Source organism: Brucella cytisi, assembly GCF_038433355.1.
GTDB lineage: Bacteria > Pseudomonadota > Alphaproteobacteria > Rhizobiales > Rhizobiaceae > Brucella > Brucella cytisi.
Genome location: NZ_JBCAUP010000006.1, coordinates 245,129 through 257,098, shown reverse-complemented (window position 1 = coordinate 257,098; position 11,970 = coordinate 245,129). Strand labels below are relative to the sequence as shown.

Genomic DNA, 11,970 nt, shown 5'->3' with positions numbered 1-11,970 from the left:
ATTTATCCTTGGCTACCGCAAATCAGATGGGCATACGGCTGATTTCGAGATAGGCCTGCACGATCTTGTCGCGGATCGCGATGGCCGTCTGAAGCGACTGTTCGGCTTCCATGACGGAGCTGACCACATCGCGCACCGGCGCATCGCCCTTGATGCCCTGAATGGACGTCGCTTCAGCCGTCTGCAGCTTCTGGCCGACGGAATCCGTCATCTGCGACAGGACTTCGCCGAACGAGGCACCCGGAGCTGCCGGAACAGCCTGCGGCGCGGAAGTGGAACCCACGCCCTTTTCGGCTACGGTTTCCGAGAGGCGCGACAGGGCATTGCGCGCCGAAATGCTCATGATCGAGTCGTACATTATGTGCTCCTCAAGAGATCGATGGTCATGGAAATCAGCTCACGGGCTTGTTTCACGACCTGCAAATTGGCTTCATAGGAACGATTGGCTTCGCGCATGTCCGCCATTTCGACGACCATGTTGACATTGGGGTAACGGACATAGCCGCGCTCATCCGCTGCGGGATGGCTCGGCTCGTATTGCTCGATAAAGGGCGATGTGTCCTTGCCGACTTCGGCAATGCGAACTTCGGCGGCTCCTGTGCCCTGTTCCAGCTCGGTACGGAAGGACACCGTCTTGCGGCGATAGGGATCGGCGTCGGCAGTCTCGGCGGTGGACTGCGCATTGGCGATGTTTTCGGAAACGATGCGCAGACGCGTCGATTGGGCCGAAAGGCCCGACGCTGCGATCTTCAATGTGCTTTGCAAGGCATCGGAAGACATAACTACCCCTTCGCGACCGAAAGCATCATGCGATGGAACGCTTTGACGATGCTTGTGTTGAGCGAATATTCGCGGGCGATCTCACCGGCCTTCATCATTTCCTGTTCGACATCGACCGTATTGCCGGAGTGGGTCTGCTCGGTGATGTCGTCCGGCCGCAGGCGCGCACCGGCGATCCCGTCAGCCTTGGCTTCCAGATGCAGGGGGCTGGTGGCAGCCATGGTGAGCTGCGTCTTGTCCAGCACATCAGCGAAGGGCTGCACGTCCCGCGCCCGGAAATCCGGCGTGTTCGCATTGGCGACATTGCCTGCAACGGTGGCCTGTCTCACCGACAGCCACTGCGCCTGCCTTGCAGCCAGATCGAAAAGATGAATGGAGCTCATGGAGTTTCCCGCCTTTATAGTTGGTTAACTTAAAGGCCGGAACTTGCGTCAAGCTTGCGGGAGGATAGGGCAGTACTGCCTTATTGCCTTCCCCTCACCTCCGCATCTCAATCACATCGCCCGACGATGTCGTGAGCTGCCAGGTGCCCGCACCGCGACCGATTGAAACGAGGTGACTGCCATCGGGCAGCAACGAGCCTTTTTCGACGAACCAGTAACCTGATGTATCCTCGATCATCGCCATGCCGCCAACGACTTCGCGCAGTGCAAAAACCGGCTTCGGGAACGCCTGCCCTTCCCCGCTTCCGTCGCCGCCATTGCCCATGCCGGTTCCCGGAAGCCCCTTGCCGTTCGACATGACCGAGCCTGTCATCGTGTTGTCCACGTCAGCGTTCGGCGCAACCTGCTCGGATGGTCGAAAGGACGGAAAACGGCGCACCGTTTTCTGTTCCGAACGGTCCAGCGGATCGATGATCTTGCGCTCGGCCTTCTCGGGCGAACCCAGATCAACACGCTGAAGATAGGTGACGAAAGGCAGCATCGCGCTCCCGGCGGCGAGCGTGATGGCCGCGATCTTGAGGTAGCGATCCACCTTGCTCTGCGGCTTCTTCATGCCTTCCTGTCGCGCAGCTGCCTCGACCTCCGCCGTCAGATCTGCAAGGAGTTTCTCTTCCTTTGTCTTGCGAAAGCCCGTCATCATGCTTGTTGCGCCTGTCTGTCGCCGCGCAGTGCCGCGGCAAGGTCGTTATAGGGATCGTCCGATAGGCCGGTTTCCGGCGATTGCTGCAAAGCGTCGTAAATGCGCGGCACAAGATCGACCGCCTGGTCCAGAAGACCGTCATGGCCTTTCTGGTACGCCCCGATGGCACGCAGGTCGCGCGTTTCCTCGAAACGGGCAACCATGCCCCGCAATTGGCTGACCAGCTTGCGTTGCTCCGGCGTCCAGTTGTGTTTCGCAAGGCGCGAAACCGAGCCCGGAATATCGACCGCCGGAAAGCGCCCCTGTGCTGCAATCGCGCGATCAAGCACGATGTGCCCGTCCAGCGTGCCGCGGATCGTGTCGGAAACCGGATCATTGTGATCGTCGCCATCGACCAGCACCGAATAAATGCCGGTGATGCTGCCGCCCGCTTCGGTGATACCGGGGCCGGCGCGCTCCAGAAGACGTGGCAACTGGCTGAAGACGCTTGGCGGATAGCCGCGCGAAACCGGTGGCTCCTCGGCGGCAATCGCCACTTCGCGCGCCGCATGGGCGAAACGCGTGACGGAGTCGACGATCAGCAGGACATTCTGGCCGAGATCACGAAAATATTCGGCGATGGCCGTCGCCGTATTGGGTGCGAGGCGGCGCATCATCGGGCTTTCATCGCCGGTCGCCACCACGGTTATGGTCTTGTCGAGATGGCCTGCCATGGTCTCTTCCAGCATTTCACGCACTTCGCGTCCGCGCTCGCCGGCCAAAGCCAGTACCACCGTGTCGAAATCAGTCGCGCGCGTCATCATGGCAAGCAGCGTCGATTTACCGACGCCCGATCCTGCAAAGATGCCGATACGCTGACCAAAGCAAAGCGGCGTGAAAATATCAATGACATTGACGCCTGTTCGCAAGCCGCGATCCACCCGCCCGCGGCGCAAGGCAGCCGGTGCAAGGCTCTCGGACGCCATTGGCCGGGTGCCGAGTTGCAACGCGCCTTTCCCGTCAACCGCCTCACCCAGCGCATTGACGACGCGTCCGCGCCATTCTGGTGCCGGGCGAATACGCAGCGGCCCTTCCTTGAAAACCGCAGCGCCAAGCGACGGAATGATGCGGTCATCGAACGGCTTCACCAGTACCTGCGTGTCAGTCACCCGGATGATTTCGGCAAGGCTCTGGCCGCCTTGTGCGTGGATCGCCACTGCATCGCCCAAATGCGCATCACGCGAAAGCCCACGCACGGCGATAGCCGAGCGTGACACGTCGCTCACCGTTCCGCCGATACCGGTGAGCGGCTTTGGCGCTACCAATTGCTGTCGGGCAAAGGCGGCCAGACGGGAGAGCGGCAAATCAGGCATCATCCGTTTCTGGAGCCCAAGGTCTTGATGGCTTCAGAGACGGTGCTTTCCTGCTGCGACAGCAGATTGTTGACTTGCTCAAACGCACGGCTGACGCTGATGAGGCGGGTCATCTCCGTCATGGCATCGACATTCGATCCTTCGATCATACCCTGCACGACGCCCACACTGTTGTCGTCGGCCACCGGCTGGGCAGGCTTGTTCGGGATCACGCCGGATGTGCCTGCATAGGTCAGGTCCGCATCCGCCGGAATGGTGTAAAGACCGATAGCGCCAATCTGCGCGCCGTTCTGATAGATCGCGCCGTCGCTTGAAATCTTCGGTGCGCCGCCGCCGGGATTGAGTACGATAGGGGCGCCGCCGACATCGAGAACCGGATGGCCGGTGATGGAAACGAGATCGCCCGTCGGCAGCATGTTCATGCGCCCATCACGCGTATAAATCTGCCCCTGCGCTGTCGAGACCGACATCCAGACATTGCCCTTGACTGCAACGTCCAGCGGATTGTCGGTCTTGATCATCGGACCTGCTTCGGTACGGATGAAGCTCTTGCCCGCCGTGGCGAAACTCACATCGTCGCTGGCCTTGTTCGAAACGATGGTATCGAACTTGGTACCCTCGCCCCGGAAACCGACGGTTGAGACATTGGCAACATTGTGGGCAATGGCATCCATCCGCCGTTCCAGCGTGATGAGCGACGAAAGCCCGACATAAATCGAATTATTCTGCATCGCCTAACGCCCGCCCGGCTTGAAATTCTGCAAGGTGCTGAGAATATCCATCGAAATACCGACAGACGAGGTTCCGCCCAGAAGCAGGGACGCAATCGACGCCGGGCTGCTCGCCGTCGGGTTGTTCATCTCATACATGGCGGTGAAGCGCGAAATCAACTTCGACACGTAATCGGGATCGGACATCTTGGTGAAGTCGATCTTGTCCTCGATCATCTTCGCCTGTTTGTCGATATCAGCGTTGGATATATTGGATGGCCAGCCGAAGGTCGTCTGGATCATCGACACCAGTGCTCTGTCGCCAAGGATTTCATAGGCATTGGTGATCGTCGGCGCCTTGCGTGCAAAATAAAGTGCCAGCCGCACGCCTTCATTTTGGCTTCCGGCTTCAGTTTCCAGCGTCTGGCGAAGATATTTATCCACGACACCTTGTTGGGCAACCGCGCTCTGCGTGGCCCCGGCGCCCTTGCCTGCGAAATCGAAGACGGTCGCAAATTCCCTGTAGCGCTTGTCGGTCAGCTTGTTCGCCATGGCATCATCGCTCGTGACGCCCTCGGTCAATATCTTGCGAACAAACGCCTTGGCGAAGGCCATGTCTTCCAGACCGAACGCCTTCATCGCGTAATTATAAAGGCGGCTATCGGCCATGAAATCATCGATGGATTTCACCTTGCCGATATTTTCCTTGTAGTAGGCGGTTTCCCGCTCCACCATCGGTTCCTTCGAAACACGCTGCAACGACCGCGCCATATCCGCCGCGATCAGGCGATAGCTTGTCATCGTATCGACCATGCGCATGACCCCCTTCCGGTATTTCAATCCTTTATGAAAGACCAAGCTTGTCCGAAGCTGGCTTCCGCCCGCGCCAGTTGGCAAGCTTCGCGCAAGCCGCGATCCATAAGGTGCAATGAACGAACTTGTACGCGGGAGTCTCGAGCTTTGGGCATTATTGTCGGTCTTGTCATCACACTGGGCTGTATGCTGGGCGGCTTTATCGCCATGGGCGGACATGTCAGCGTGCTCATCCAGCCCTGGGAATTCGTCATCATTCTGGGTGCCGCGCTCGGGACCTTCTTCATCGCCAACCCTTTTTCACTCGTGAAAGACACGGGCCGCGCCTGCATGGAAGCATTCAGCAACGCGGTTCCCAAGCAGCGCGACTATCTCGACGTTCTGGGCGTGCTCTACAGCCTGATGCGCGAGCTGCGCGCCAAGTCGCGCAACGAAGTGGAAGTCCACATCGACAACCCAAAGGAATCATCGATTTTTCAGGCCTATCCGAGCGTATTGAAGAAAGAAGACCTCACCCATTTCATCTGCGACTATTGCCGCCTCATCATCGTGGGCAATGTGCGCTCGCATGAAATCGAGGCACTGATGGACGAAGAAATCCACACCATCGCCCGCGACAAGCTCAAGCCCTATCACGCCATGGTCAGCATTTCCGAAGCCCTGCCCGCACTCGGCATCGTTGCCGCCGTTCTCGGCGTCATCAAGGCCATGGGCGCACTTGATCAATCGCCGGAAGTGCTGGGCCATCTGATCGGCGCCGCGCTTGTCGGTACCTTTGCCGGTATCTTCTTCTCTTACGGCGTCGTCGGCCCGATCGCAGCCAAGATCAAATCGACCCGCGAAAAGAACAATCGCCTCTACATCGTCGTGAAGCAGACACTTCTCGCTTATATGAATGGCTCCCTGCCGCAGATCGCTGTGGAATATGGCCGCAAGACCATCTCTGCCTATGATCGCCCGACCATCGATGTGGTCGAGCAGGAAACCATGGCAAGCGCGCCGACCCAGCAGGCAGCGTAAGATGACCACCTTGGGGCAAAACCGCAAAAACGATGTTCTGGCCGAGAACCTGCTGCGTGCAGCAGGCCTTTCGGGCGACGACCTGAAATCGCTTGGCCATGTGTTCAAGGATGCCTCGACGCATTTCTGTGACCGGCTGAAACATGGCTGCTCTGCCGCATTCGACGTTGAGGCAGGCCAAGTGGAAAGCACTGACGATGCTGCGTTTGCCGATATTCTCGACAAGGCGGCGATCATCGCACCTTTGAAGGCCGAGCGTTGGGGCTGCACACTTTATCTCACCGCCGATGCGACGCTCGTTTTCACCGTGATCGAAGCCATGTATGGCGCACAGGGCAATGTCGGCTCTGTCGATGAGGACCGGCCTTTCGGCATGCTGGAACAGAAGATTTCCGCTCTTCTTGCCGGTCATCTCGCCAGTTCTCTTGATCAGGTCTTTGTCGGAAACGGACAGGCGCTATTTGCCGCCGGTGAATGCACCGACACGGCCGAATTCGACCGCGAGAATTTCGAGCGCTCGCGCCTTTTCGCCTGCCGTATCGATGTTAATGCCGCAGGCAAAAACGGGCAGGTTCATCTGCTTCTGCCGCGCAGCACACACAAGCCGATGCAGGATGCCGTGGCAGCCTTTCTGCGCCGCCCGATGAATCAGGCCGATCCGAGTTGGGCGAAGAAGATGCGGCAGGAAGTCAGCCGTGCGCGCATCGAACTCGAAGCTTTCATCCAGCAGGGATCGATGACACTGGACGCATTGTCGATGCTGGAAATCGGTCAGGTTCTGAAACTGCCCGCCGATGCCATGGAGCAGGTACGCCTGCGCGCCGGTGACCAGCAGCTTTTCAAGTGCACGCTCGGCAAATCGGGCATTCATTTCACAGTCAAGGTCGGCGACCCTGTCAATCAGGAAGAGGATTTCATCGATGAGCTTGTTGCTGGCTAACGTGCTTTCCACATTGATGGCTCTTACGTCGCTCGCCGCGCTCATCGTGGTTGGCCGCAAAGCCAATGAGACAATCAAGCTTGGCAAGCTGCTGGCGCTGCGCGTTGCAGCCGCCTCCAACGGTTTGGAGCGCGCCGTCAAGGCAATCCAGAGCGAACGCACTGATCTGACGGACGAAAACAACAAACTTGAAGCCCGCCTTGCCGAAACGCAGCGCGTGCGCCGCGAAATGGAAGAGGCAATCGAGGAACTGAACCGGCTGCGCAAGGCCCTGACCCGCGATATCCGCCATGCGCGCAACGTCGCCGACAGCTCGCAACGCACCGAAGACAAGATCGCCACTGCCACCGAACAATCAGTCCCGAAGGAAAAGAACGCGCTGCCGGTTTTCGTGCGTCGCGCAGTTCGTAAAGCCAACGTCGAACTTGCGGGGCAGGCATGAGCGCTCACAACAAGGACAAGAACATGCAGCAGGAACTGGACGAAGCCATTGAAGAACTGCGCGAGGAAAAGCCGCGCGGCACGCAGAAAGGCCCATCCAAGCCCAATCTCGAACTCATCATGGGCATTCCCGTGGATGTTCAGGTTGTTCTTGGCGGTACGACCATGCCGGTTGCCAATCTGATGAAGCTCGGTCGCGGTGCGGTCATCACCCTCGACAAGCAGATCGGCGATCCGGTCGATATCGTGGTCAATGGCCGCGTCATCGCCCGTGGCGAAGTTATCGTCCTTGAAGACGACTCCTCGCGTTTCGGTGTCAGCCTCACCGAAATCATCGGCAAATAACGGACGTGACCATGGCCGACCATGAACAGCAAGCCCTCGCGGAAGATATTGAAGGTGGCGCTACCGGCTTGATCGATACACTGACCGGCCCGCAAAAAGCTGCAGCGGTCCTCGTTGCTATCGGGCGCCCTGCTGCCGCACGTCTTCTGAAGCATTTCAATGCCGAGGACCTGCGCAAGCTTGCCGGTCATGCCCGTACGCTGGAACCAATTTCTCCGCTCGATTTCGAGCAGCTCGTCAAGCAGTTCGAGGATTCCTTTGCCGAAGGCGCGCCGGTTTCAGAAGCCGCCCAGCGGTTTGAAGGCCTGTTGCGGGAGGCTCTGCCGCAGGAAGAAGTCGATGCGGTTCTCGAAGACCGCGTCCAGCCACAGCTCGTTCAGGAATCGGTCTGGGTGCAGCTTGGGCGCTTGCCGGTGGAAAGCCTGCAGGCATATCTGACGGACCAGCATCCGCAGATCATCGCCTATATCGTGTCGAAGCTGCCATCCGACCTTGCAGCGCGGCTGTTCGTCGTCCTGCCACCTCAGCTGCGCAATGCCGTCGTGCAGCGCTCGCTCCATATTGGCAATGTGGCACCGGCGGCTGCCGAACTTCTCGAAGACGTACTGCGGCGCGACCTTCTCGGTCGTAGCGATTCCGGTCCGGTCAAAGCTCATCACGGCCAGATCGCCAACATCTTCAACCAACTCGACAGAAGCGAGATGGAAGAACTGATGGCGAGCCTGGAGGATCTCAATCGCGACGATCTCAATCGTATCAAAGCCAAGCTCTTCACCTTCGAAGACATTGAGCGTCTGTCGCAGCGCGCGCGCCTTCTGCTCTTCGATGAAGTGCAGACGGAACAGATCGCCACCGCATTGCGCGGAGCCGACACAAGGCTTCAGGAACTCGTTCTCTCGTCGCTCTCGACTCGCGGTCGCCGCATGGTGGAAACCGAGCTTGGCGCCGAGCAGGGCAACATAACCGCGCAGAACATCGCCGATGCGCGCCGCACGATAGCCCGTATCGCCATCGATCTTTCCGAGCGCGGTATCATCACCCTCGACGCAAGCGAAGCTTCGTCCTGATTTCGTGTGACCCATGGCAGATGATGCTGACAAGGAAAGCAAAACAGAAGAAGCCACCGAGCAGAAGATCCGCGACGCCTTGGAAAAGGGCAATATGCCCTTCTCCCGCGAAACGCCGATTCTCGCGGGTATCGCTTCCTTTCTGATTATCGCGATCTTTGTCGCAGGGCCTGCCACCACCAAGCTTGCCGTCTTCCTGCGCGAGTTGATCGACCGCCCCGAAGACTGGCTCCTCAACAGCGCGGAAGATGCAAGCCGCCTGTTTGGCGTGCTGGCGCTGGCGGTCGGTGCAGCCTTGGTGCCGGTGTTCATCATCATTCCGCTTGCCGGTATTGCAGCCTCGGCATTCCAGAATGCGCCGCGCTTCGTTGGCGAACGCATCCGCCCGCAAGCGTCCCGCATATCCCCGCTCAAGGGCTGGCAGCGAATTTTCGGGCGCGCCGGTCAGGTCGAGTTTCTCAAATCTCTCGCCAAATTTCTGGCTGCAAGTGTCATCGTGTTTGTCGTCTTCTTCAACGGCAACAGCCTTTTCACAGATGCGGTCGCTTCCGATCCGAGCGCCCTGCCGGAATTTCTACGCGAGAACATGGTGCGCCTGCTCGTCGCCAATGTTCTGGCCATTACCGCAATTGCGGCTTTCGATCTTGCATGGTCACGTATTCACTGGCGGCAGGAACTGCGTATGACGCGACAGGAAGTGAAAGATGAGCTGAAGCAGTCGGAAGGCGACCCGCTGGTCAAATCGCGTCTGCGTTCGCTTGGCCGCGACCGCGCGCGCCGCCGCATGATCAACACCGTTCCGACGGCAACACTGATCGTCGCAAATCCGACTCATTTTTCCGTAGCACTGCGCTACAAGCCCGATCAGGATGCCGCTCCGATTGTCGTCGCAAAGGGACAGGATCTCATAGCATTGAAGATCAGAGAAATAGCAGTACAGCACTCCATCCCGATATTCGAGGACATTCCGCTGGCGCGTGCGCTCTATAAGCAGGTCAATGTCGACCAGATGATCGCACCGGAATTCTACAAGGCCGTTGCCGAGCTTATCCGGGTGATCAATGCACGGCACGCAATACATTGATGGATAGCCATGATTTTTATATATTTCAGAACAGTGACAGCCTGTTCCCCCAGATCGGCGGTGAAACCATGAAGAGCCTGCAATTCTCGAACGAGCGCGAAGCGATTATTGCCCAGAACCTTCGCGAGGTCGCAACCGATCTTCGTCTGGTCGATCCGGCGGATTACATTGCTTTCATACGCTGCGAGCTTTTTGCCAATATCGCCGATATCGTCAGTTCAGCCACCGAGCTTTATTTCTTTCCCGGTACGCTGGAACTTGGCCATGGCGGCGAATATCTCTGCGACTGGCACTCAGCGCCTGCCATCGTGCTCGACATGGAATTCCGCAATCAGGGCGTCTATGCCTATTTCCGCCTGACGCTGACCGACAAGACTGCCGGAGTAGAGCTGAACCATATCGCCTTCGAAGATGCGGACGAAGACCCGGCCAAAAATACGGCGAGGCTTGCCAACGCATTCGACGCCGCCCGCCTGCCGCTCAGAAAACGGGCTTGAACAAAAACACCGGATGCTTGAAACACCCGGTGTTGCAGGTATTTTGTATGGCTATCGCAATTACACCAGATGGTGAACTTCCGGCATTTCAATGATGCCGAGCGACAGCGCTGTCGCGACTGCCGAAGTACGGTTGGAACAGTTAAGCTTGATCTTCGCATTCTGGAGATAGGTCACGACAGTCCAGCGCGCGATGCTCAGGATTTCCGCAATCTCCCCGTCCGTCTTGCCGTTCGCGGCCCAGCGCAGGCAATCGACTTCACGCGGGGTCAAAAGGCTTGCAACCGTCGCAACATCCTTGCAGCCGCACAGGGCTGAATGAATAATCCCGGACAGGCTCAGCAGGCGCGGGCGAAGCTTGGATACAAACTGTTCGCGATCTTCGTCGGGGCCCATCTCGAACATGAACAAGGTGCAACCCACGGCACCTTTCTGGCTGCGGGCTGACACAGCAATGAAGATATTGCCAAGCCCGTGCTTCTCCGCGTCCTGTAGCAGTTCAGCAATAGACGGGCACTCATTGGCATCCTCCTGAAGATCGCGAACAATACCGCTCGCATCAGTCTGGAAATAAGGCGCATCTTCCTGAAAGATCGGATCAATGACGAAGTAATTCTTGGTGGAGTAACGCGCAGTCCAGGCGGTCGGCACGGTCATCACGACCGTCAGATCTGAAGAAGTGGTTTTCGTGCAATCACCCATGCGACCACGATAGGTATGCATGATGTGGCGGCAACCAATCTCATCGCGAATTCGCGTCAGAAGAGCAAGGGAATCGTTTTGGAAAGCCGTTCCAAAGAAGGTCTTTTTGAAATTCGGAAAATGAATGAGATCGAGTGTCATTTTAACAATATCCTTGGTACGCAAGTCCGAGGGTTACTCTGTTGCCGTCCTTGGAATATCAACGAATCGTGTCCCCAGAACTTTTCAATCGTTTATAAGTGACATAAAAAATGTAGTCTCTGGCAACCCGCAATTAATAGATTGCGATCCTTTACACACAAGAACAGTGCGCAAATTATGGCCCTCAAGCAAAATTTATAGATGGAGCGAAAAATAAAATTCTCTAAATCGATTTGTAAAAATCAACTGTTCTCATTTTGAACACTTCGCTGCTCTGTCCCATAGGCACGGTAGAAAAAGTCGATGGCGAGCTCAACGTTCGTACGAATCGTTTCTGCCGATGGCGGCTCCGGCAAAACGCCGAACAAGCGCGGCCGATAGAGGCCGGACAGGAACAAATCAGAAAGCTGATAGGCCATTTTCTCAGGATCGAAAGGCTCCAGTTCGCCATTCTTAATCATACCGTCGAGATATTCGGCCATAAGAACCAGGCTGCGCTTCGGTCCGCGCTCGTAGAAGCGGGCTGCAAGTTCGGGCTTGCGCTCACTGACACCCAGAACAATGCGCTGCGCGCGCACTGCGGTCGGCGACGTTATCAACGTGACCAGTGCCACCCCGAAATCGGTCAACTGCTTGCGAGAATTGAAACCCTTGTCGAGTTTTTCGATCAGTTCACGAAACATTGTATCGCGATAATGCTCGCACAATGCGACGAACAGATCTTCCTTGCTGTTGAAGTAAACGTAGATCGTTCCCTTCGACACACCAGCCTCGCGCGTGATGTCGTTCATGCTGGCTGCGTCGAACCCCATGCGCAGGAACACATCCTGAGCGCCTTCAAGGATTTGACGGCGTTTCGCAGGGTCCTGACCAGCACCTAACCGCGTGCGACCGCATTCCGTTTCGGAGCAGGACGATTTGCTTTTTCCGGATCGGCCGACACCTTTTTCATCATGCCGGTTCCGGTCATGCATCATCGTATTCAGTGTTCCTTT

General features: G+C 57.5%; 16 protein-coding genes. 7 read left to right on the top strand and 9 right to left on the bottom strand.

Annotated features, from left to right (window positions below):
* Positions 1–22 precede the first annotated feature (22 nt).
* The 7 genes from fliE to AAE521_RS08785 form a co-directional block, all read right to left on the bottom strand.
* On the bottom strand, positions 23–358 hold the full coding sequence (gene fliE / locus AAE521_RS08815; RefSeq protein WP_010660729.1) for a flagellar hook-basal body complex protein FliE: 336 nt from the start codon (positions 356–358) through the stop codon (positions 23–25).
* The gene (gene flgC / locus AAE521_RS08810; RefSeq protein ID WP_012093515.1) at positions 358–780 is read right to left on the bottom strand and encodes a flagellar basal body rod protein FlgC; all 423 of its coding nucleotides are present in this window, start codon (positions 778–780) and stop codon (positions 358–360) included. Before flgC ends, fliE begins: the two co-directional genes overlap by 1 nt.
* Before the next feature lie 2 nt (positions 781–782).
* Positions 783–1,163: a flagellar basal body rod protein FlgB gene (flgB, locus tag AAE521_RS08805; protein ID WP_071630581.1), complete on the bottom strand. Its 381-nt coding sequence runs from the start codon at positions 1,161–1,163 to the stop codon at positions 783–785.
* 94 nt (positions 1,164–1,257) lie between these two features.
* A complete protein-coding gene (locus AAE521_RS08800) occupies positions 1,258–1,863 on the bottom strand; it encodes a hypothetical protein (protein WP_342061088.1) in 606 nt (201 codons plus the stop codon).
* Positions 1,860–3,218, bottom strand: coding sequence for a flagellar protein export ATPase FliI (gene fliI / locus AAE521_RS08795; protein WP_342061087.1), 1,359 nt, complete (start codon positions 3,216–3,218; stop codon positions 1,860–1,862). Before fliI ends, AAE521_RS08800 begins: the two co-directional genes overlap by 4 nt.
* Positions 3,215–3,946, bottom strand: a complete 732-nt coding sequence (gene flgF / locus AAE521_RS08790) for a flagellar basal-body rod protein FlgF (protein ID WP_342061086.1) — start codon at positions 3,944–3,946, stop codon at positions 3,215–3,217. Before flgF ends, fliI begins: the two co-directional genes overlap by 4 nt.
* Positions 3,947–3,949: 3 nt before the next feature.
* Positions 3,950–4,738, bottom strand: a complete 789-nt coding sequence (locus AAE521_RS08785; RefSeq protein WP_342061085.1) for a DUF1217 domain-containing protein — start codon at positions 4,736–4,738, stop codon at positions 3,950–3,952.
* A 147-nt stretch (positions 4,739–4,885) separates the two neighbouring features.
* On the opposite strand from AAE521_RS08785, the gene motA reads away from it, so the two are divergent.
* The 7 genes from motA (at position 4,886) to AAE521_RS08750 (ending at position 10,132) form a co-directional block, all read left to right on the top strand.
* Positions 4,886–5,758: a flagellar motor stator protein MotA gene (motA, locus tag AAE521_RS08780; RefSeq protein WP_010660722.1), complete on the top strand. Its 873-nt coding sequence runs from the start codon at positions 4,886–4,888 to the stop codon at positions 5,756–5,758.
* A 1-nt stretch (position 5,759) separates the two neighbouring features.
* Entirely contained in the window at positions 5,760–6,698 is a 939-nt protein-coding gene (locus tag AAE521_RS08775; protein WP_071630585.1) for a FliM/FliN family flagellar motor switch protein, read from the top strand.
* Entirely contained in the window at positions 6,679–7,140 is a 462-nt protein-coding gene (locus tag AAE521_RS08770) for a BAB2_0123 family type IV secretion system effector (protein WP_071630586.1), read from the top strand. Before AAE521_RS08775 ends, AAE521_RS08770 begins: the two co-directional genes overlap by 20 nt.
* Positions 7,137–7,484, top strand: a complete 348-nt coding sequence (gene fliN / locus AAE521_RS08765) for a flagellar motor switch protein FliN (RefSeq protein ID WP_071630587.1) — start codon at positions 7,137–7,139, stop codon at positions 7,482–7,484. The genes AAE521_RS08770 and fliN overlap by 4 nt, the downstream gene beginning before the upstream one ends.
* Before the next feature lie 11 nt (positions 7,485–7,495).
* Positions 7,496–8,551 carry a flagellar motor switch protein FliG gene (locus AAE521_RS08760; RefSeq protein ID WP_071630588.1) on the top strand — a complete coding sequence of 352 codons (1,056 nt, stop codon included), beginning with the start codon at positions 7,496–7,498 and terminating at the stop codon, positions 8,549–8,551.
* A gap of 13 nt (positions 8,552–8,564) precedes the next feature.
* On the top strand, positions 8,565–9,635 hold the full coding sequence (gene flhB / locus AAE521_RS08755) for a flagellar biosynthesis protein FlhB (RefSeq protein WP_342061084.1): 1,071 nt from the start codon (positions 8,565–8,567) through the stop codon (positions 9,633–9,635).
* Between the two features lie 68 nt (positions 9,636–9,703).
* A complete protein-coding gene (locus AAE521_RS08750; protein WP_071630773.1) occupies positions 9,704–10,132 on the top strand; it encodes a hypothetical protein in 429 nt (142 codons plus the stop codon).
* A gap of 60 nt (positions 10,133–10,192) precedes the next feature.
* Here the strand turns inward: AAE521_RS08750 and AAE521_RS08745 are convergent, their stop codons facing one another.
* Positions 10,193–10,975 carry a helix-turn-helix transcriptional regulator gene (locus tag AAE521_RS08745; RefSeq protein WP_071630590.1) on the bottom strand — a complete coding sequence of 261 codons (783 nt, stop codon included), beginning with the start codon at positions 10,973–10,975 and terminating at the stop codon, positions 10,193–10,195.
* A 242-nt stretch (positions 10,976–11,217) separates the two neighbouring features.
* The gene (locus AAE521_RS08740; RefSeq protein WP_371264606.1) at positions 11,218–11,952 is read right to left on the bottom strand and encodes a TetR/AcrR family transcriptional regulator C-terminal domain-containing protein; all 735 of its coding nucleotides are present in this window, start codon (positions 11,950–11,952) and stop codon (positions 11,218–11,220) included.
* Positions 11,953–11,970 lie beyond the last annotated feature (18 nt).